This window comes from Roseibium sp., from assembly GCF_965276855.1.
Classification (GTDB): domain Bacteria; phylum Pseudomonadota; class Alphaproteobacteria; order Rhizobiales; family Stappiaceae; genus Roseibium.
This window is the reverse complement of record NZ_OZ255700.1, coordinates 3042929-3062223: the sequence shown is the minus strand read 5'-3', so window position 1 is coordinate 3062223 and position 19295 is coordinate 3042929. Positions and strand designations below refer to the sequence as shown.

Annotated in this window: 22 protein-coding genes; 10 read left to right on the top strand and 12 right to left on the bottom strand. The window is 55.8% G+C overall.

Going from position 1 to position 19295, the window contains the following annotated elements:
* Window positions 1-21 precede the first annotated feature (21 nt).
* Both ACQY4Z_RS14175 and ACQY4Z_RS14170 read left to right on the top strand, forming a co-directional pair.
* Window positions 22-1113, top strand: coding sequence for a helix-turn-helix domain-containing protein (locus ACQY4Z_RS14175; RefSeq protein ID WP_428522269.1), 1092 nt, complete (start codon window positions 22-24; stop codon window positions 1111-1113).
* 73 nt (window positions 1114-1186) lie between these two features.
* Complete coding sequence (locus ACQY4Z_RS14170) at window positions 1187-2440, top strand: sterol desaturase family protein (protein WP_428522267.1); 1254 nt, start codon at window positions 1187-1189, stop codon at window positions 2438-2440.
* Window positions 2441-2454: 14 nt separating this feature from the next.
* Here the strand turns inward: ACQY4Z_RS14170 and ACQY4Z_RS14165 are convergent, their stop codons facing one another.
* From ACQY4Z_RS14165 to ACQY4Z_RS14135, 7 genes are all read right to left on the bottom strand, one after another.
* On the bottom strand, window positions 2455-4233 hold the full coding sequence (locus tag ACQY4Z_RS14165; protein ID WP_428522265.1) for a GGDEF domain-containing protein: 1779 nt from the start codon (window positions 4231-4233) through the stop codon (window positions 2455-2457).
* Between the two features lie 324 nt (window positions 4234-4557).
* Window positions 4558-5319, bottom strand: coding sequence for a sulfite exporter TauE/SafE family protein (locus ACQY4Z_RS14160; RefSeq protein WP_428522263.1), 762 nt, complete (start codon window positions 5317-5319; stop codon window positions 4558-4560).
* 4 nt (window positions 5320-5323) lie between these two features.
* Window positions 5324-6118, bottom strand: a complete 795-nt coding sequence (locus ACQY4Z_RS14155) for an AlbA family DNA-binding domain-containing protein (RefSeq protein ID WP_428522261.1) — start codon at window positions 6116-6118, stop codon at window positions 5324-5326.
* 57 nt (window positions 6119-6175) lie between these two features.
* On the bottom strand, window positions 6176-7348 hold the full coding sequence (locus ACQY4Z_RS14150) for a M20 aminoacylase family protein (RefSeq protein ID WP_428522259.1): 1173 nt from the start codon (window positions 7346-7348) through the stop codon (window positions 6176-6178).
* A gap of 145 nt (window positions 7349-7493) precedes the next feature.
* Window positions 7494-8159 (bottom strand): class I SAM-dependent methyltransferase, encoded by a 666-nt coding sequence (locus tag ACQY4Z_RS14145; protein WP_428522257.1) that lies wholly within the window; start codon window positions 8157-8159, stop codon window positions 7494-7496.
* 27 nt (window positions 8160-8186) lie between these two features.
* Entirely contained in the window at window positions 8187-8612 is a 426-nt protein-coding gene (locus tag ACQY4Z_RS14140; RefSeq protein ID WP_133952271.1) for an EVE domain-containing protein, read from the bottom strand.
* A complete protein-coding gene (locus ACQY4Z_RS14135) occupies window positions 8613-8903 on the bottom strand; it encodes a YciI-like protein (RefSeq protein WP_133952273.1) in 291 nt (96 codons plus the stop codon).
* A gap of 270 nt (window positions 8904-9173) precedes the next feature.
* Here ACQY4Z_RS14135 and ACQY4Z_RS14130 point away from each other — a divergent pair, with 270 nt between their 5' ends.
* Complete coding sequence (locus ACQY4Z_RS14130; protein WP_428522254.1) at window positions 9174-10376, top strand: multidrug effflux MFS transporter; 1203 nt, start codon at window positions 9174-9176, stop codon at window positions 10374-10376.
* A 6-nt stretch (window positions 10377-10382) separates the two neighbouring features.
* Here ACQY4Z_RS14130 and ACQY4Z_RS14125 read toward each other — a convergent pair whose 3' ends face one another.
* Window positions 10383-10880 (bottom strand): arsenate reductase ArsC, encoded by a 498-nt coding sequence (locus tag ACQY4Z_RS14125; RefSeq protein WP_428522252.1) that lies wholly within the window; start codon window positions 10878-10880, stop codon window positions 10383-10385.
* Entirely contained in the window at window positions 10880-11248 is a 369-nt protein-coding gene (locus ACQY4Z_RS14120) for an ArsR/SmtB family transcription factor (RefSeq protein WP_428522250.1), read from the bottom strand. Before ACQY4Z_RS14120 ends, ACQY4Z_RS14125 begins: the two co-directional genes overlap by 1 nt.
* A gap of 213 nt (window positions 11249-11461) precedes the next feature.
* Here ACQY4Z_RS14120 and ACQY4Z_RS14115 point away from each other — a divergent pair, with 213 nt between their 5' ends.
* The 7 genes from ACQY4Z_RS14115 (at window position 11462) to ACQY4Z_RS14085 (ending at window position 17567) form a co-directional block, all read left to right on the top strand.
* Window positions 11462-12601: a M24 family metallopeptidase gene (locus ACQY4Z_RS14115; protein WP_428522248.1), complete on the top strand. Its 1140-nt coding sequence runs from the start codon at window positions 11462-11464 to the stop codon at window positions 12599-12601.
* A 13-nt stretch (window positions 12602-12614) separates the two neighbouring features.
* Window positions 12615-13355, top strand: a complete 741-nt coding sequence (locus tag ACQY4Z_RS14110) for a maleate cis-trans isomerase family protein (RefSeq protein WP_428522246.1) — start codon at window positions 12615-12617, stop codon at window positions 13353-13355.
* Between the two features lie 332 nt (window positions 13356-13687).
* Window positions 13688-14476 carry an alpha/beta hydrolase family protein gene (locus ACQY4Z_RS14105; protein WP_428522244.1) on the top strand — a complete coding sequence of 263 codons (789 nt, stop codon included), beginning with the start codon at window positions 13688-13690 and terminating at the stop codon, window positions 14474-14476.
* 96 nt (window positions 14477-14572) lie between these two features.
* On the top strand, window positions 14573-14710 hold the full coding sequence (locus ACQY4Z_RS14100; protein ID WP_428522242.1) for a hypothetical protein: 138 nt from the start codon (window positions 14573-14575) through the stop codon (window positions 14708-14710).
* 104 nt (window positions 14711-14814) lie between these two features.
* The gene (locus ACQY4Z_RS14095) at window positions 14815-15849 is read left to right on the top strand and encodes an aspartate-semialdehyde dehydrogenase (protein WP_428522240.1); all 1035 of its coding nucleotides are present in this window, start codon (window positions 14815-14817) and stop codon (window positions 15847-15849) included.
* Between the two features lie 78 nt (window positions 15850-15927).
* Window positions 15928-16668 carry a TenA family protein gene (locus ACQY4Z_RS14090; RefSeq protein ID WP_428522238.1) on the top strand — a complete coding sequence of 247 codons (741 nt, stop codon included), beginning with the start codon at window positions 15928-15930 and terminating at the stop codon, window positions 16666-16668.
* Window positions 16669-16673: 5 nt separating this feature from the next.
* Entirely contained in the window at window positions 16674-17567 is an 894-nt protein-coding gene (locus ACQY4Z_RS14085; RefSeq protein WP_428522236.1) for a DMT family transporter, read from the top strand.
* Here ACQY4Z_RS14085 and ACQY4Z_RS14080 read toward each other — a convergent pair.
* The 3 genes from ACQY4Z_RS14080 to ACQY4Z_RS14070 form a co-directional block, all read right to left on the bottom strand.
* Window positions 17564-18085 (bottom strand): DinB family protein, encoded by a 522-nt coding sequence (locus tag ACQY4Z_RS14080; RefSeq protein ID WP_428522234.1) that lies wholly within the window; start codon window positions 18083-18085, stop codon window positions 17564-17566. The two genes, ACQY4Z_RS14085 and ACQY4Z_RS14080, sit on opposite strands and share 4 nt — an antisense overlap.
* 87 nt (window positions 18086-18172) lie before the next feature.
* Complete coding sequence (locus ACQY4Z_RS14075; protein WP_428522232.1) at window positions 18173-18847, bottom strand: carbonic anhydrase; 675 nt, start codon at window positions 18845-18847, stop codon at window positions 18173-18175.
* A gap of 133 nt (window positions 18848-18980) precedes the next feature.
* A complete protein-coding gene (locus ACQY4Z_RS14070; RefSeq protein WP_055673291.1) occupies window positions 18981-19292 on the bottom strand; it encodes a P-II family nitrogen regulator in 312 nt (103 codons plus the stop codon).
* Window positions 19293-19295: the final 3 nt, after the last annotated feature.

Genomic DNA, 19295 nt, shown 5'->3' with positions numbered 1-19295 from the left:
TAAAGGAACGCAGAAGCCGACATGCCACTCGCCATCGAATTTGCGCTGAGAGGTGGAACCTCTGCCATTTGCCTCTTGCTTGGCGTTTTATGGCTCTTACGCGATAACAGTTTAACAGCTCGCCTCGGCGCCATTTTTGTACTCATAACCGCGTGTTACTCGCTGGCCTCTTCGCCCAGTTCTCATGCTCTTTTTGGACCCGGCCAGCTTGCGCTTGGGGTTATCGCTTCATTTGGTCCCGTAGCGTTTTGGCTGTTCGCACGAGCCCTTTTCGACGACAATTTTAGGCTAAAACTTAAAGATGCAATACCGGCGTTTCTGATCGCGGCCTGCCTTGTCATCAAGATCCCATTGAAAGATGGATTGATCCACAATACGGCCACTCTGGTTCATGCAGGCACGATCTATTTCACACTATTCCACGTGGTTTACCTGGCAATCCGCGACTGGCAAGGAGATCTCGTATCCAAGCGGCGTGCGTTTCGAGTAGCCATTACCACTCTTGTTCCGGTGATTTCTCTCGTTACAACAACGGTCGAAATCTCACAGATCTGGCTTCCACTGCCTAGAGTACTGGTGGATCTGCAGGTTCTCATTTTGGGCTCAATGGCCTTCGGATTTGCGCTGTGGGGGTTGACCGCGAACATATCGCTGTTCGCAACGAGCTCCCGACGGTCCGACCACGTATCAACATTGCCAAGTTCATCGGAAGACGCCCTACAATCACCTGCAGACCGTATCGAGCTAGAACAACTAAATCGCCACATGGAGGATGGCGGTTTTCGAGAAGAAAATCTGACCGTGGGCCGCTTGGGCGAACGACTAGGCATTCCGGAACATCGCCTACGCCGAATTATAAACAAGGGCTTGGGATACCGAAATTTCTCCGCCTTCCTTAACAGCTACCGGCTAACGCAGGCTGCGCAAATCCTGAATTCGCCAAATCATGCGCGTGACCAGATCCTACAAATCGCGCTCGACCTTGGCTACGGATCCGTCGGGCCTTTCAATCGAGCGTTCAAGGCAAAATTTGGCGTAACACCCACCGACTACCGCGCCGCAGGGCTAGCCGTTTCCGAAAAATCCATGCAGATTTCGAAAAAAATGAACTGATTTCGAATCCGGCGCGAATGCACTGATAGAAGCAAGCACACGACCTCCATCACAAACTCACCGGAGGTCGATCATGTTCCCATCGTCTGAGACGTTTCTTCAAACTTCCACCCTATTCGTCGAACTCGCCAGTACAGAGTTCATGCGCTACATTCTCGCCGCTACCGGGCTTCACGTTCTTCTCAACAGCGGTCTGAGGCCTCTTGCGCTGCGCCGTAGGATCCGGTCCGATCAGCCGCCAAAAGGACAAATACGTCGGGAAATCCTGACCTCGGCCCGGTCGGTCCTAGTCTTTGCCGGCATCAGCCTGGCCGCGGTCTGGGCGGTCAAGATGGGCTGGGCTCAAGTTCACCAAGATCCCGATACCTATGGGTGGCCCTACTTTTTTCTTTCCGTTGCCATTCTTATTGTTGGACACGACACTTGGTTCTACTGGATCCACCGGCTGCTGCACGACAAGAGGCTTTACCGGAGATGGCATCATCTCCATCACCGAAGCTTCAAGCCGACGCCCTTTACTGCGTTTGCGTTTAACATCGGCGAAGCAGCCCTCCATGGCCTTTACACGCCCCTAGTAATCCTCCTGCTGCCGGTTTCATATCTTGCGTTGTTCTTGTTTTCCATCCACATGATCGTGCGGAACACGATAGGTCATTGCGGTGTGGAACTGTTTCCTTCTGCAAAATCAGGGCGCCCCTTCTTCGATTGGCTAACGACGGTGACACACCATGACCTCCACCATGCGTCACCCAATTGGAATTTCGGCCTCTACTTTACCTTCTGGGACCGATTGATGGGTACGGAACACCCGGATTACCTGAAGCATTTTGCAGCTACTAGAACGTCCCTTTCTTCGTTAGAAACTGTTGGAGAAAAGTCGACCGCTCGACCCATATTGAAACGGTTGGGCCTGGGCGCAGCAGTGATGATAGCGGCATGTCTCACCAGCCCGAGCGCCGATGCTGACCAATCCGCGGCGGAGCTAGAACGCCTTTCCGGTTCCTGGGTCTCGGAAGGTTATGGTGCTGTCGTCAAACTGCATTCTTGTAACCAACCTCCAACCGAGTTATGCGGGACGCTGATATGGATCTGGAGCCCACAAAGCCAACAACATCTTGGCATGAAAATGCTTTGGGGCTTTCGGTTTGACGGCTCTGGCTGGCGGCGCGGAGAAATCGCAATCCCAGGAAAAAATCAGGTCTTCCGCAGTGACATACAGATGATTAATCTCGATACATTACAGGTCAAAGGCTGTGCCGTAATTGTCTGCAAGTCACAGATCTGGCGACGGCTCGACAGCCTTCCCCATATTGGTCTTCCACGTTAGGAACCGCACCAGCATTATAAATGTGCGGACGTCGCAACTAGTTGTCCGAGCGTTGCTTCGGCAATCCCGACCGGATTGCCCTTCGCTTCGCTTTTCAGGCTTGCGATCTGGCGGCCCAAGATGTCCTTACGGTCCACACTCAGGCCGACCGGCAGGTGCAAGATGGCCGCCGAACACCGCAGAAGCGGAAACTTCCTGGGAATGCCATGACGGTCAGACGCCTCGATGTATCCCTGAAGCCGGTCCGCCGGATCGTAGAGGCTCTCCGCCTGGTGGCGGAATTCTTCCTGCAGATCATAGACCATGCGCCGCATTTCTTCCGACGTCCGCCCGCGGGCACCAATGAAAAAGTCGTCCCCGCCAATATGGCCGGCAAAGACGTTCTCACTGGTTGCCATGCGCTTCATCAATTCGGAGAACAGCAGCAGCGCCCGGTCTCCAAGGGTGAAGCCGTAGGCATCGTTGAACGGTTTGAAGTTATCGAAATCGAGATAGCAAAACGACCGCTCAATATCCGGGCTCTGGGCATCGTTCTGGACATACTGAATGATCAGCGCGTTGCCCGGCATTTTGGTCAGCGGGTTCTGGTTTTCCGCCGCCCGCATCCGGACTTCATTTGAAATCTTCAGCAAGGATGTCGTTGTCAGGAATCCGCTGTATTTGCCATTCTTGGTGATGATGATGCCGCCGGCCTCATCATCTTCATCCGCGACCATCGCAACGAGCTGATCAAGCGGCGTATTGACGTTGGCCACCGGACACCGGTGCGTAAACGCTGTCAGGCTGTTGCTCATCACCGGGTTGAGCAGCAGATCCCGGCCAAACGGCATGTAAACAAACGTCTTGATATCCTTTTCCCGGATCAGACCGCGGGGTTCGCCGCTCGAATTGATCACTGGAATGAAAGGATTGGCCCGGCCGGCCCGCAACAGATTGAGGACTTCCTCCATCCGTGCATTGTCCTGAAGCGGCACCAACGGCCGGATCTCCCGGGCCACCAGATCAGCGTCGTCCCGCGGCATCATTGGCGTCCGTTTCACAGCTGTGGCCACAACCGGATAACGGATTTCGGCGTCTTCCAGATCCTGGAACGGCCGCGACACCAGATACCCTTGGATCAAGTCGCAGCCGATTGCCTTGCAAACCGCGAGTTCCTGCGTGGTCTCAACACCTTCTGCGACCACGCGCATACCAAGGACATGAGCGATATCGACGACGGTTTTCACCATCAACCGCTTGCGCGAATCGGTGTTGATTGACTGGATGAAGAACCGGTCCACCTTGAGAATATCAGGCTCGACCTCATACAAGGATTTCAACTGCGCGTATCCGCGGCCATAGTCGTCGATGGCAAAACCGAACCCGAGTTCGCGCCCGCGTTTGGTGAACTCATTCAACCGGCACGTCTCATTGACGTCCCCGGTTTCACTGACCTCCAGGATAATCTGCGCGGCGGATAGATCACCTTCGTCCAGCAGAAGCCGGGTCTCTTCGAACAAAAAGCCCTCGACATCCAACAAGCGGGCATCGACGTTGAGGAACAGTTTGGTCTTGCCTCGATTGGGCATGGCGACGAACTTCCGGATTGCCTTTTTCCTCAAAAGACACTCCAGCTCGACCAGGACCCCGGTATCTGCTGCAAAGTCAAAGACATCGCAAGGCGTTTGAAATCCGAGCTGCCCCACGTTGCGCAGCAACGCTTCGAACCCGTACCCATCGCCAGAATGCGCGTCGACAATGGGCTGAAACGCATAATCCAGAAGCGTCTCTGCGCTTTCAAGAAACGCGTGCACGCTTGGAAATCCATTCATTAATGGGGCAAACATCGGTTGTGCCGTCATAAAGTAAGCCTTGTTTTTCAAGGTGTTGACGACCGAAGCTTATCCATGCGTCTCAGCGAAAGTGTGTAACTTAGACGGCGAAATTACTTGTTGGTTATCAGTTGGTTACGCCGACAAAAAAGCATTTCAATCCAATAGGTTGAGATTGTTAAAATTGACACTATTCGGTTTGAGTTCCGAAGCGAATGCGTTTTTTGGAACGCGATGTTTCCACGCCGTTAATTTTTGACTGTAACGGCCATCAGCGTAGGCAGCAGGGTTCGCAAAAACGGCCTATTACAGAACACCTACAGCTTGAAGCATCAGGTTCAGCGCAAGAGCCGTCATGACCCATCGAAACCCTTTTTTGAAGGCCTGCTCATTCATCCGCCCAAGCAGTTGGCTGCCTGCAAGCGTTCCGAGAAATCCGCTGGCGATCATCGCAACAATCAGACCCAGCCAGGGTGCGAATGCGAATCCCAGAAGGCCGAATGCAACGATCTTGAAGACATGCATCATCATGGCCGTGATCGCTTGATTCGCCACGAATTGGTGGCGGGTGAGACCGAGTGTGGACAGCACGGATCCGCCAATCGGCCCTGCGGCACCGAAAAACATGGAGAGGAACGTCGAGGCAAAACCGGCACCGGCCATGGCCCGTTTTTTCATACCGCCCAACTTCGGCGGCTTGCCCCAAACCACCCAGACGACAAACAGGGCGATCCCTGCTTTCAAGATAGCCGCCGGCAACTGAACTGCGATTGAGCCTCCCAGTGCCGCGCCTGCCGCAGCTCCAATTGCGAACCAAACCGCAATCAGCCAATCGACATGTTTGATCTGAACCAGTGCCCGGCCTGCATTGGAACCGAACTGGACAACGCCGTGCACGGGAACCAGGGCATTCAAAGGCATAACCAGCGCCATGATTGCGATCAGAGCGATGCCCCCGCCCAAACCGACGGCAGCCGTCAAAGCGGATGTAAAGAAGCTGCAAGCGATCAGCAGCAGCGTTGCAAGCGCAGACAGGTCTTGCGGAATGAGGAGATCAATCAGGCTCACGCTGTCACGACCACCGTGTGTTTGCGTAATTAAGCGCCTCGCGAACATCGAGCTGGCGTGTGGAGTTGCCACTGCGCACATAAAAAATCGATGATTTGCCTTCTTCGAGGTACACAGCGCGCGGTGCCGGCCGGATGATGATCATCGCAACATCTTCCCCGCCAACACTAGAAAAAACCGTATGAATATAGGGACATAAATCACCTCCAAGGTTCTTCGAGACGATATCGTTGACTGTTCGCTCGAAGGCATCGTGATCCGGGCTGCGAAGGGTGGCCAGGTCTTTGGCAAGGCCAAGCGGTTTGCCATCATCATCGACACCAACGATCAGATGTCCGCCCTTTGCGTTAAAAAACCCGGCAATCGTTTTGGCGATCACCTTCTCCAGCCCGCGATTGATCCTGTTTTCCTGAACGTCCCACCGCAGCGACGACTTGAACTCGACCCGGTCGGTCTCACCTTGCGCAATCAGTTGCGGAACAAGCGCGATTTGTTCCTCGCGTAGGGATTTGTAGGCCTCGCTGGCCTGCAGGTAATTGCGGGTGAAGACACCGAAGGCGAGACCAACGATGGCTCCGACAAGTGTGTAGGCAACTGCGACATCCCAGTGACGGGGCAGAAGCACAAACCACAAACGGGCGTTCAAGAACTCAATGAGGAGAGGCGCCGTTTCCGAAAAACGCGCCAGTTCCCACCAAACCACCACCAGATTGAGCGGGTGAATGACAAGAACACCGACAATAGCGCCAACAAGGACGTAGGTCGGAATGATCGGCAGGCGAGACGACAGAAAGGACACGGCAGGAACCTGAAATGAAAACGCCGGAGTAACTCCGGCGTTTTCTAGCACATATGATCAGGCTGCGCGCGGCATCGCCGTTTCAACCAGCTTCACCCAATAGGAACAACCAACAGGGATGAGTTCGTCATTGAAATCATAGGCCGGATGATGAAGCCCGGCGCTGTCGCCGTTGCCAGCAAAGATAAAGGCCCCCGGACGCTCTTCCAGCATGAATGAGAAATCCTCACCGCCCATCATCGGGTCGATGGACCGATTGACCTTGCCTTCTCCTGCGATCGTCTCGGCAATGCCGGCAGCAAAATCTGTCTGCTCATCATGGTTGGCCGTAACCGGATAGCCGCGCAGGAAAGTAAGCTCGGCGGTGGCACCAAATGCATCGGCAACAGAAGCAACAATCTTGTTCATGCGCTCTTCTGCCAGATCCCGCATCTGCGGGCTCAAGGTTCTTACGGTTCCGCGCAAGGTGACTTCCTGCGGGATCACGTTGAAAGCATTGCCGCCATTGAACACGGTGACCGACACCACAACGGAATCAAGCGGATTGGCGTTCCGGCTTGCAATCGTCTGCAGCGCGTTGACCATGTTTGTGCCGGTCACGATCGGATCGATGGTTTCGTGTGGCTTGGCCGCATGACCACCACGCCCCGTGATGACGATCCGGAACTCATCGGTCGCCGCCATGATCGGTCCTTTGCGGATCGCGAACTCGCCAACCGGCATACCCGGGAAATTGTGCATGCCGTAAACTTCATCGATCGGCCAACGGGTCATCAGACCATCATCGATCATGGCTTTTGCACCGGCGCCGCCTTCTTCGGCCGGCTGAAAGATCACAACAACCGTGCCGTCAAAATTGCGGGTTTCTGACAGATACTTTGCAGCGCCCAGAAGCATCGCGGTGTGGCCATCATGACCGCACGCATGCATTTTGCCCGGGACTTTGGAAGCGTAGGGTTTTCCGGTGATTTCCTCGATCGGAAGTGCATCCATGTCTGCGCGCAGTCCGATCGTCTTGCCAGCACCGCCATTCTTGCCCTTGATCACGCCGACAACACCGGTTTTGCCGATGCCAGTGACGACTTCATCCAGACCGAAGCTTTCCAAGAGCTCGGCAACCTTGCCGGACGTGCGGACCGTTTCGTAGAGGATTTCCGGATTTTCGTGAAAGTCGCGGCGCCACGCTGTGATCTCGTCAGCCAGATCTGCGAGACGGTTTACGATGGGCATGAAGAACTCCTTGGAAAAACTTCAGTTATGTAGGGGTGTCCGCAACAGCGCATGTTCTGCAGCCAAAGCGGAAGAGAATGTCAGCCGGTGGAAAATGTCACACATGCGAACGGTTTGGCAAGGATATCCGTGCAGGGACCGGACTTCAGGATTGTTTTTCCGCCACCTTGTAGACGTGTGTGTTCTTTATTTCATTGTCCTCCAGCTGGCCAACAACAAGCACTTGGTAATCCGCCAGCTCCTTGAGCCGTTCCTTCGGCAGATAAGACCGGCCCGGATCACCGACATAAACCTCGATTCCGGCCTCAATCAGCGCGTCCAAGAATGTCATAACCTGATCGGCCATGTGTCGGTCGTAAAACACGTCCCCGCAAAACACGACATCAACATCCGGAACGGAAGACCGGGTGATATCTCCCTCAGCGAACGTTGCAACCACGCCATTCAAGTCCGCATTAATCCGGGACGCCGCGATGGCAAATGGGTCAATGTCGACCCCCTGACAAGTGCCCGCACCTGCCATTTTTGCCGCAATGGCAACAAGACCAGACCCGCACGCAAAATCCAACACGCGCTTCTGATAAACCACTTCAGGATGATCGAGCACATAGCGGGCAAGACCTTGACCTCCGGCCCAGGCAAACGCCCAGAAGGGAGGATCAAGACCAAGCTCGCCAAGCTCCTCTTCGGTTTTTTGCCAAAGATCCATCGCCTCATCTGCAACATGAAGAGAGATCTCTTCCGCATGCGGCACGGGCCGTATCCGGGTTTCTTCCCGGATAAACTTTTCAGGATCGGTAATTCGGGCCAAAAGCGTTTCCAAAAACCGGGTGTCGGATCAGGCTGGCTTGGACATTCCGCCCATTTCGCAGACGATCTTCCATTCCTCTTCCGTGACGGGCTGAACCGACAGACGCATGGAGGTCACCAGGGACATTTTTTCCAAACGCGGCTCCGCCTTTACCTGTGCCAGTGTCACCGGGTTCGGCATGTCGCACACGGCCTTGAAGTCCACGCATTCCCAACGTGGATCATCCGTTGTTGTGTCTGGATGGATCTCGCTGCAGACCTCAACAACACCGACGACTTCCTTGCCGATATTGGAGTGATAGAAGAAGGCTTTATCGCCAATCTCCATGGCGCGCATGTTGTTGCGCGCCTGATAATTGCGAATGCCGTCCCATTGTTCACCGGCATCGCCCTTGGCTTTTTGCTGCTCCCAAGACCACTTGTCCGGTTCGGATTTGATCAACCAGTACTGCACTTATGCATTCTCCGGGTTTTTCACGACCCAATTCCAGGGTCGGATTTCAACGCTCTCAAACAAACCGGCTTTTGCGTACGGGTCTTCCTCGGAGATCGCAAGCGCTTCATCCCGGTTGGCTGCTTCAATCACCACAAGGGACCCGGTCATGTTGCCATCGTCATCCAGAAAAGGTCCAGCTGCCTTCAGGCCATTTCCCATGCCTTTCAAGAAAGCGAGATGTGCTTCGCGGTTATCGAGACGTGTTTGCAGGGCACCAGGTTTGTCGGTGCAGATCAGGGCGTAAAGCATTGACGGTTTCCCATTAGACAGAGTGAGGCTGAACCTAGTGCCCCACCCTCACAAACTCAATGCCGCCGGAGTGCCCAGCGGTACACTGCTACAGCAAAAACAGACGATTCATTCCAATTACGATTGCATCGACGGAAGCCCGGCCGAAGTCCAGAACTCCCGGTCGCAAAACCATCGTTTCTGAAAACTGCTCGACAAGCGGATTGTATAAGTGTTTCTTGGCGCTCCCGGCCATCATCTTTCTGCCAGGCACTTTGAGATTGGATTTTCATGTCTATTGGATTTGTCCGCTCAGCCATTGTGCTGGGCCTTTTGGCCGTGGTTGGTCCCTTTGCCATTGACCTTTACCTGCCGGCCATGCCGCAGATCGTGGCTGATCTGAACACGGACGATGCTGCTGTCCAGTTTACGTTCACCGTGTATTTCATCGCGTTCGGTTTGGCGCAGCTGATCTATGGCCCCCTTGCCGATTGCTATGGCCGCCGCCTGCCCGTGTTTCTCGGGCTTGTCGTCTATATTATCGGGTCCTTGATGTGCGCCTGGGCTGCCGACGTTGACGCCTTGACACTCGGCCGGCTGGTTCAGGCGATTGGAGCAGGCGCGCCTATGGTGATCGTCCGTGCCGTTGTGCGCGATCTGCATACCGGGACCGAAGCAACCCGGCTTATGGCGCTGGTCATGCTGGTCTTCAGCGTCTCGCCGATGCTGGCACCACTGGCTGGCAGTTTACTCATCACGTTTGGCAGCTGGCGGCTGATATTTCTGACCCTTGGCGTTCTGGCTTTCGCATCGATGGTGATGATCTTTTTCCAGCTGCCAGAAACGCTGCCGCCCGAGCGGCGCAGCAAGATTGATGCAACTGCCCTGGTTCGCAGCACGATTTATCTCTTCGGTGACGCCCGCTTTTTGGGACTGACTTTGATTGGCGGATTTGCATTGGCGAGCTTCTTTGTGTTCATTGCCGCCGCACCGCTGGTTTACATGACCCAGTATGAGCTCACACCGACCGGTTTCAGCATCGTCTTTGCCATCAATGCGGTCGGTTTCTTTGCCTCATCGCAATTCGCCGCCCCCTTGGGCGAACGCTACGGCATGACACGCGTCGCCTTTGTGGGTGTGGGCGGTTTCACTGTGGCAACAACCACACTGTTCATCCTGGTCTGGTCGGGAATAGACGGTCTTCCGGTTCTGATGGCACTGCTTTTCGTTGCCAACTCGTTTCTGGGGCAGGTTATTGCTCCTGCGATGGTCATGGCTCTTGAAGACCATGGCGAACATGCCGGGATGGCATCCTCACTCGGCGGCACGCTGCAGATGGTGGCCGGCGGTGTGATGATCGGCCTCTGCACACCGTTTTTTGATCGAACCGCCTTGCCGCTGACGGGGGCGATCACCGCTTGCGCGATCATCACTCTGGCGCTTGCGCTTGTAACATTCCGGCCGGCACACCGTGGAGACGCCCCGGCCGAATAATTTGGTTCAGGTGGCGCTGCCGATCTCGTCCAGCTTTTTCTGCAGGGACAAATTATCGAGCGACGTCAATGGCAAGCTTGTAAAAATCGAAATCCGGTTGCTCAACATCCGGAAAGCCTCGGCAAAAGCCAATTGCTGCTCGGTCTCGTTGCCTTCCACCGCCACAGGATCGGGCACACCCCAATGCGCACTCATCGGCTGCCCAGGCCAAACCGGGCAGCTTTCCTTGGCCGCATTGTCACAGACCGTAAAGACAAAATCCATTTCCGGGGCGTCCGGGGTCGCGAATTCGTCCCAGCTCTTTGAGCGGGCATCTTCAGTTTTGTAATTCATCTTTCCAAGGAGCGCCAAAACTTCCGGCCGCACAGATCCGGAGGGCGTTGAGCCCGCGGAATAGGCCTTGAAACGGCCCTTGCCGTCGCGGTTCAGGATCGCCTCGGCCATAATCGAGCGGGCGGAATTGCCCGTACACAGAAAGAGAACATTGTAGGCTTTATCTGACATTACGAACTTTCCCAATGGTCTACATTTGACGTTGTCTCGGCTTGGCAGGTCACGATTTCCATGACTTGCGCGCATAAATCCGGGTGGCCACCACAACAATCAGCCAGCAGAAACGTCAGAAGATCGCGCGTCCGGTCCATATTCGCGAAATAGCGGATGCTGCGGCCTTCCCGTTCGTTCTTCACGAGCCCTGCCTGAAGCAGAACGCTGAGATTCGCGGACATGGTGTTTTGCCGGACACCCAAAACCTCTCCAATTTCTCCCGAGCTCATCCCGTCCGGCCCGGCCTTGATCAAAAGACGGAAGACGTCCAATCGTGTTTTCTGACTAAGAGCGCCGAAGGCCGCTAATGCGAAATTTATATCCATAAATCATGATATATTGATTTATTGGCGATTGGCAAGGCGTTTTGCAGGCTTGTTCGCCCCTGTCCCGGCAGCCCGATGTCGGAAAAATCGCTTGAGTAGATTGAAAAGAACTGATCCTCTCTCCGCATCGAGATCAATTCCATCGAACAGTCAAAGCGTTGATACCAAACGCATTGCTTCGACAGCAAAAACAAACAGTCGAAAGAAGCGCCGATGTCAGAAGCAGATTTTGCCGTGACAGAATATGAGGATCGTGCTGATCGGGCTCAGCGCTTGATGCATGAACAGGGTCTCGAAGCGCTTTTGTTCACGACCGAGGCCGAGATCAGGTATTTTACAGGGTTTCGCACGCTCTTCTGGCAAAGCCCGGCGCGGCCCTGGTTCTGTATACTTCCCCGAACCGGCAAACCCATCGCAGTCATCCCGCAAATCGGCGCGCATTTGATGGCCAGCACTTGGGTTGATGATATCCGGACATTTGCAGCGCCCCACCCCACAGATGAGGGGGTCAGTCTCTTATGCAATGCGCTCAAACCCTACGCGGTGGTCGGGATGCCGATGGGCCGCGAGAGTTCCCTGCGCATGCCGCTCATGGATTTCGAACGGATCAAGGCAAACCTTCACGGTAGCGAAATCCGGAACGCCAGCGCGCTTGTCCAGTCGGTCCGCCATATCAAGTCGGAAGCAGAAATCGCGATACACCGCGAAATCTGTCAGATTGCCTCGCGCAGTTTTGAAAATGCCTCCCACCTATTCCATGAAGGCCAAAGCCTGACGAGCGCCTTTCGAAGGTTCAAGATTGATCTTCTGGAGCAGGGTGCAGACGATGTCCCGTATCTTGTCGGCGGCGCCGGTCCGGGCGGGTATGGCGATGTGATTTCACCGCCCACCGATGCACCACTTAATGCAGGTGATGTGCTCATGCTCGACACGGGCGCGGTTAAAAACGGCTATTTTTGCGACTTTGACAGGAATTATGCGATCGGCCATGCCAGCAATGCTGTCCGACAGGCCCATCGCAAACTTGTCGAAGCAGTGCATGCCGCGGCCGCCATTGCCCGGCCGGACAAGACTTGCGCGGATCTTTTCAATGCCATGACCGATGTGCTTGGACAAACAGACGGAGATGTCGGCCGAATGGGGCATGGCCTCGGCATTCAGCTGACGGAAACGCCATCGCTCACTGTATTCGACACAACGGTCCTTCAGGAGCGTATGGTTCTGACCCTGGAACCGGGCCTTGATCTTGGTGACGGCAAGATGATGGTACACGAGGAAAACATCGTCATCCGGGATGGTGCGCCGGAATTCCTGAGCACCCCGGCAGACCCGGAAATTCCGGTCATTCAATAACAAGAGCGATACCATGGACCTCAATTTCCAAACAGACAACGGCCTTGCCCACAAAGCCGCCCTTGGGCTGATCGTTCTGCAGGCGGACGAGACGATCGAAAACGAATTCCGGCCCCTGTTCGACATCGACGGCGTGTCCTTAAATCACACCCGCATCGAAAGCGCCCCGGAAGTCACCTCCGAAACCCTGATGCGGATGAAAGCGCAACTGACAGGGACTGCTGCCCTTCTCCCGAACGCCCGGGCGCTGGATATTATTGGCTATGCCTGCACTTCGGCGTCGACCGTTATTGGCTCGGAAGAAGTTGCCAAAGCCGTTCAAAAGGCTCATCCAACCGCCAAAGTAACCAACCCGGCTGCAGCTGTGCTGGCCGCGCTTGAGCACTTGAACGCAAAAAAGATCGGAGTGGTCACGCCCTATATCGCCGAAGTTTCCGAAGCGGTTGTTTCTCTGCTTAAAGACAGTGGTCTTACTGTTATGAAGCTGGGCTCGTTTGGCCAATCCGAAGAAGCCGTGGTGGCCCGGATTTCACCAGCCTCGACGATGGATGCCATTTGTAGGGTCGGAAAGGACCAGGACGTGGATGCCGTATTCGCCTCTTGCACCAATCTACGGACCTTCCCGGTGATCGAGGCCTGCGAAGCAAAACTCGGCAAACCGGTCATCAGTTCCAACTCGGCGCTTGCCTGGCACATGATGGAGTTGGCCGGGATTGAAACCAAAGGGCGCGGACCGGGCCGGCTGTTCGAATAACACCTAATCAACCTTGAATCCCAAGAATAAAAAATGCCACCATTTGGCGAGCGAGGCGCTCGAGCCAAACACTCTGCATTGCAGTCTCAGGAGGCGGGAAAGTGGACTATGTGGCAGGTTTCATTTTAGGTCGCTTTCTGGATCCAGATCGCACAAATTGGCAAGCCACTGGGCCAAGACCAATTTCATGGGCAATGTGGTACCCGGCGGATCTGGACTCACCCACCGAAGAACAATTAGGCGGCGCCAAAGACAGACCTTATCTATCCAACGGTCCGGTAAGCCTGAACGCCGCCATAAGTGGTCGACAAAGCACTTACCCGCTCATTGTCATGTCACACGGCACAGGTGGGTCCGCTCTTGGCATGGGATGGTTTGGCCGGCGCTTGGCTGAAAAAGGTTACATCGTCGTTGGAGCGAACCATCATGGGAACACAGCGATTGAGCCCTATCAGCCGGAGGGGTTTCTATGCGCGTGGGAACGCAGCCGGGATCTTTCCACACTCTTGGATAAATTTGTCAGAGACCCAAAGTACGGCGGTCACATTGATCAGAAACGCATTTTCGCGGCTGGTTTTTCTTTGGGCGGGCACACCGTGATCGCGAGTGCCGGCGCAGTTTACGCCAAAGATCAGTTCCTCGCATGGCTTGCAGATCAACCCGGCGTAAACGGGCCGCGCGAATTTCCGGATTTGGGCGACCACGTGGAGCGGCTGACGGAAAACTCTGAGCCATTCCGGACATCTATGACCCGCCATGGGCACTCCTATCATGATCCCCGGATCAAAGCCGTTTTCGCAATGGCTCCCGCGCCGACGGTTCGCGGGTTCACCACGGACAGTCTAGCCGAAATCACAGTGCCGATTTACATCCAGACCGGAGCCGCCGATCAGGAATGCCCAGTCGAGAGTTGCACAAATTGGCTGGGCGCGAAAAACCCGTCTTTCCAGATTGAAATTCTGGATGGCGACATTGGACATTATGTCTTTTTGAGTGAGCCCACCAAATACGCCATCGAGGATGTTCCCGAAATTGCGATCGATCCCGCGGGCATTAACCGCCGAACCATCCATCAACATGCCGCTGACACCGCCGATCGTTTCTTCTCTGCAACGGTGTGAGATTTCCGGTAGTTCCGGTGCGCTTTGCGTATTGACTCTCAAGGTTTTCCGGGCAAAAAGAGCGCCGTCTCGAATTTTGTCGAATGTGAGTTTCCGATGACCCGGCTGAAAGCCGACATTCTGGATATAATGTCTGAAGCCCTTGCCAGCGTGACCTTCATGCGCGGCGGGACGATGACGCCTGACAAAACCACATTCAAGCACACGACAAAAACTACCAAGACCACCGCTTAAGGTGCCGCTCATCCCGCCTCCCCGGGGATGGGAGGCGCCAGGAAGCTGGCATGCCTGATGACCTGGGCAGCTGGTGAAGCGGGGAGACGGACAAGGACAGTCACATGGGTTTCAAGATCGCAATTGCTGGGGCAACCGGAAACGTTGGCCGGGAGATGCTCGATATTCTCGCAGAGCGCGGCTTTCCGGCGGACGAAGTCGTCGCGCTGGCCTCCCGCCGCTCCCAAGGTACGGATATTTCTTTCGGCGACAAAATGCTGAAGGTCCAGGCGATGGAGAATTACGATTTCTCCGATACCGACATCTGCCTGATGTCCGCTGGCGGTACCATTTCCAAGGAATGGTCTCCGAGGATTGGCGCGAAGGGCTGCGTTGTGATCGACAATTCGTCCGCCTGGCGCTACGACGCGGACGTGCCATTGATCGTTCCTGAAGTGAATGCCGATGCCATCACCGGTTTCACCAAGAAGAACATCATCGCCAACCCGAACTGCTCCACCGCACAGCTCGTCGTTGCGCTGAAGCCGCTGCACGATCATGCCAAGATCAAGCGCGTGGTCGTTTCCACCTACCAATCGGTTTCCGGCGGTGGCAAGGACGCCATGGAAGAGCTGTTCAACCAGACCCGCGCCGTTTTTGTAAACGATCCGATAGAGCCGGAAAAGTTCACCAAGCGGATCGCGTTCAACGTCATTCCGCACATCGATGTCTTCATGGAAGACGGCTACACCAAGGAAGAATGGAAGGTGCTGGCCGAAACCAAGAAGATGCTTGATCCGGCCATCAAGGTGACCTGCACCGCGGTACGCGTCCCAGTCTTCATTGGCCACTCCGAAAGCGTCAACATCGAGTTCGAAAACGAGATCACGGCGGAAGAAGCCCGCAGCATTCTGCGCGAAGCCCCAGGTTGCCTGGTCATCGACAAGCACGAAGACGGCGGCTACATCACGCCGTATGAATCTGCCGGTGAAGATGCGACTTACATCTCCCGCATCCGCGAAGACGCAACCATTGAGAACGGCCTCAACATGTGGGTTGTCTCCGACAACCTGCGCAAGGGCGCAGCGCTCAACACGGTGCAGATCGCCGAGGTTCTGGTGAACCGAGGCCTGATCACTCCGAAAAAGGCAGCAGCCTGATCCTTATCAAGCGGGCGCCCTCCGGCGCCCGTTTTTTCTTCTCTTCCCAGATATTATTGAGACAAGGAGCCCGGCGCCATGCCCGAGGCTTTTTCCGGTTCTTTTCAGGAATTCCTGACAACCACACCCGATGCCCGATTTACCGACTGGCTTGCCGCCCGCGCCGAACCGCACTGGAGCGCCGCCACCGGTCATGCCTTCACGAAGGCCATCGGCGACGGCAGCATGCCGGATGACGCCTATGCCCGGTATCTGATTGAAGACTATACCTTCATCACCGATCTGGCTTCGACTCTCGGGTATCTTGTTGCCAAAGCGCCCTCCATGCGTTCCAAGGCCCGGTTGTCGGGTTTTCTGGCTTTGCTGACATCGGAGGAAAACGACTATTTCCTGCGCTCGTTTGAGGCGCTTGGCGTATCTCCTTCCGTCTATGAAACAGCCGCTCAGGGTCCAGTCACACGGGCTTTTGCTGATCTTTTGCTGACCTCCTCCGGCAAAGGCACATATGCCGAGGGCCTGGCCTGCCTCCTGTGCGCCGAGTGGTGCTATCTGACCTGGGGTTTGCGCGAAGCACAAAAGCCACGCCCGCAACACTTCTATCTCGCCGAATGGATCGATTTGCATGCGGTCGAGGGTTTTGTGAGTTTCGTCAACTGGATCCGCGAAGAGATGGATGCCGTTGGCAGCGCGCTTGGCGCAGATGAACAGGAGCGGCTGGCGGTGATCTTTACCCGCATGAGTATGCTTGAAACCGCATTTTTTGACGCGGCCTGGACCGGCGAAGCGGCTCTTCCGACTGATCTTGCTGCGCGGTCTTAAAGAGAATGTTCGTCTATGAAGCTGCTGCTCTTGGTGCCGCCGCCCTTTGGGCGCTGACCGGCTTGATATCGGCTGGGCCAGCGCAGCATTTAGGTGCGATTGCCTTTAATTGCACCCGCATGGTGCTCGTCGCACTGATGCTGATTGCCTGGGTGGCGCTCACCACCGGTTGGGGATCGATCAGCACCGACCATGTCGTCCCTCTGATGTTCTCCGGCGTCATCGGGATCTTCATGGGCGACACGGCGCTTTTCCTGACGCTGAACCGCATGGGCCCGCGCCGCACAGCGATGCTGTTTTCGCTGAATGCGCCGATGTCGGCAATCCTCGGCTGGCTGCTCTTGAACGAAGACCTAACGGTCACACAGATCCTCGGAATTCTCATCACCTTCAGCGGCGTGCTGCTGGCCATCCGCTTCGGTAAACGCAAATCCCAGCTGCACCAGTGGGAAAGCATTCGCGGGCCGCTTTGGGCTGGCGTCTTTCTGGGACTGGCCGCTGCCCTGTCGCAGTCGATCGGCTCGCTGATCGCCCGGCCCGTGATGGAAACCGGTGCCGATCCGGTCGCCGCCTCCAGCCTTCGCGTCGGCATGGCTGCGCTCTGCCTTCTGGCATTAACCCGCCTTCCGGTCTCATGGGTGAAACCGGCAGGCCGGTTCACGCCATCCCTCGTTGGCCTGATCGCGCTTTCCGGTTTTCTCGGCATGGGCGTCGGCATGACGCTCATCCTGTTCGCGCTGTCCGGAGGTGAAGTCGGCATCATCGCAACCCTCTCCGCCACCACCCCAGCCCTCATGCTCCCGATGCTCTGGTGGCGGACCAAAGAAATTCCGGCCCTTGGCGCCTGGGCCGGTGCCGGTCTGGTTGTTGTGGGAAGCGGATTGCTGTTTGCGAGTTAGCCGGAAACATCCAGCTGTAACAAATCCGGCATGAACGGCAGATCTGTTTTGCCGATGTCGATCCCGGCCTGCATATAGAGCGTCGACAGCTGGCCCCGGTGATGGGTCTGGTGATTGAACATGTGTGTCAGGCACAACCAGCGCGGCCGGATCCGGGTCTGACCGTCACTGCGGCTGGTCCATTCCAAGGTCCCGGCCAGCCATTCGGATGTCAGTCCACCGGCAAACTCTTCAATGTCGGCGCAGATCTCGAAATGCGCGGCCTTGAGGCCATCATAATCCTCAAAGATATCAACGCCCATGCCGCCGACCTCGTAATCACGGCCCGTGAAGTGGCGCATCCAAGCGCGATCGCCGAAAAGCAGATGATTGAGCGTGGAATGAACGGATTTGAAGAAAGCCCCGCGGTCCTCTCTGCGATCCGCATCGCTCATCTTGTCCGCGGCCACATAGGCTTTTTCCGTCATCCAGGTGTTGTACTTGGCAAGACGCTGGTAAATCGCAATTTCAGTTGTCATGGGAAGGCCTTGGAACAGGTATCGGAATTGGAACCGCTTGATGCCAAAAAACAGCTCAGCCGGCTAGGCCCATTCAAGCAACCCGTCCTATTCAGCGGCGACCGTCGGGATCGGCATGGCTTCCGGGCCGTCTGCGGTTTCAAAACGCTCTGTGATCGGATCCATCACCCGCAGTTCCGCAGACCCGATGTCGAACCAGGCGCCATGCAGTTTCAACTCCCCTGCCTCAACAGCCTCTTTGACGAATGGGAAGGTCATCAAGTTCTTAAGGGATTGCCGTACGCCAGCATATTCCATGGCCAGCTGCGGGTCTTCGATCTTGTCGACCGGCATACATGCCATTGAAATCGCTGCAGGCTCCAGAAGCTTGATCCAGCGTCCAATGAACCCCTTCTGCGCGTGGTCCTGATTGGCGCTTTCGCGGAAGGCTTGGATGCCTCCGCACTTGCAGTGGCCCATGACCACGATGTGCTTCACGTGAAGACCGGTCACGCCATATTCAATCGCCGCACTTGTGCCGTGCTGACCTTCGGTGGCCTCGAACGGCGGCACGAGATTGGCAACATTGCGGACAACAAACAACTCACCCGGACCTGCGCCGAAGATGCCTTCCGGGGTCACACGGCTGTCGCAGCAAGACACCACCATGACTTCCGGCGTTTGCCCGTAAATCGCAAGATGTTCCTGGATTTCCTTATGGCGCACGAAACCCTTGTGCAGATAACGGCTGTATCCGTTGAGCAATTCGGATGGGAAAGCCATCGCCGTGATCTCCTGAGCATTGGCGCACGCAGTGCAGTCCAACAGTTTTACGGGATCACTCAAGCGCGCCCAATCAGGGGAAGTACGTACACGCCCTCAGCAAAAGTGGCTAAAAGTCTGGAGTGCTGGGACCTTAGAAGCGCTCGGCGCGCAGGACCTGACAATCGGACACGCAGACGACGCCGATGTGGCGTTCAACCACGCCAAATGCAGCTTCCAGGAGCTCATCCAGGCGTTCCGGACGGATAATGCAAATGATGGAGACCATGCCGCCGGCGCGGGACACCTGACCCTCGCGGCTCCACCGGCCAGACCGGCCACTACCGCCCAAAACCGGCAAAATTGTGTAGCCGGTGACCCCGGCCCGGTCGAGCGCGTTGGTCAAACGCGTTTCCATCGGCGCTTCGATCGTGATCTCGACCCGCTTGGCCTGTTTCATTTCCATGGC

Coding starts and splice junctions, on each gene's coding strand:
- ACQY4Z_RS14135 (WP_133952273.1), bottom strand. CDS start 8,903: ATGCTTTACGCCCTGATCTGCACCGACAAACCTGGTGCCCTGCAAACA.
- ACQY4Z_RS14075 (WP_428522232.1), bottom strand. CDS start 18,847: ATGGCTTTCCCATCCGAATTGCTCAACGGATACAGCCGTTATCTGCAC.
- ACQY4Z_RS14085 (WP_428522236.1), top strand. CDS start 16,674: ATGTTCGTCTATGAAGCTGCTGCTCTTGGTGCCGCCGCCCTTTGGGCG.
- ACQY4Z_RS14120 (WP_428522250.1), bottom strand. CDS start 11,248: ATGGATATAAATTTCGCATTAGCGGCCTTCGGCGCTCTTAGTCAGAAA.
- ACQY4Z_RS14150 (WP_428522259.1), bottom strand. CDS start 7,348: ATGCCCATCGTAAACCGTCTCGCAGATCTGGCTGACGAGATCACAGCG.
- ACQY4Z_RS14100 (WP_428522242.1), top strand. CDS start 14,573: ATGACCCGGCTGAAAGCCGACATTCTGGATATAATGTCTGAAGCCCTT.
- ACQY4Z_RS14170 (WP_428522267.1), top strand. CDS start 1,187: ATGTTCCCATCGTCTGAGACGTTTCTTCAAACTTCCACCCTATTCGTC.
- ACQY4Z_RS14175 (WP_428522269.1), top strand. CDS start 22: ATGCCACTCGCCATCGAATTTGCGCTGAGAGGTGGAACCTCTGCCATT.
- ACQY4Z_RS14095 (WP_428522240.1), top strand. CDS start 14,815: ATGGGTTTCAAGATCGCAATTGCTGGGGCAACCGGAAACGTTGGCCGG.
- ACQY4Z_RS14115 (WP_428522248.1), top strand. CDS start 11,462: ATGTCAGAAGCAGATTTTGCCGTGACAGAATATGAGGATCGTGCTGAT.
- ACQY4Z_RS14125 (WP_428522252.1), bottom strand. CDS start 10,880: ATGTCAGATAAAGCCTACAATGTTCTCTTTCTGTGTACGGGCAATTCC.
- ACQY4Z_RS14110 (WP_428522246.1), top strand. CDS start 12,615: ATGGACCTCAATTTCCAAACAGACAACGGCCTTGCCCACAAAGCCGCC.
- ACQY4Z_RS14070 (WP_055673291.1), bottom strand. CDS start 19,292: ATGGAAATGAAACAGGCCAAGCGGGTCGAGATCACGATCGAAGCGCCG.
- ACQY4Z_RS14090 (WP_428522238.1), top strand. CDS start 15,928: ATGCCCGAGGCTTTTTCCGGTTCTTTTCAGGAATTCCTGACAACCACA.
- ACQY4Z_RS14130 (WP_428522254.1), top strand. CDS start 9,174: ATGTCTATTGGATTTGTCCGCTCAGCCATTGTGCTGGGCCTTTTGGCC.
- ACQY4Z_RS14105 (WP_428522244.1), top strand. CDS start 13,688: ATGTCACACGGCACAGGTGGGTCCGCTCTTGGCATGGGATGGTTTGGC.
- ACQY4Z_RS14080 (WP_428522234.1), bottom strand. CDS start 18,085: ATGACAACTGAAATTGCGATTTACCAGCGTCTTGCCAAGTACAACACC.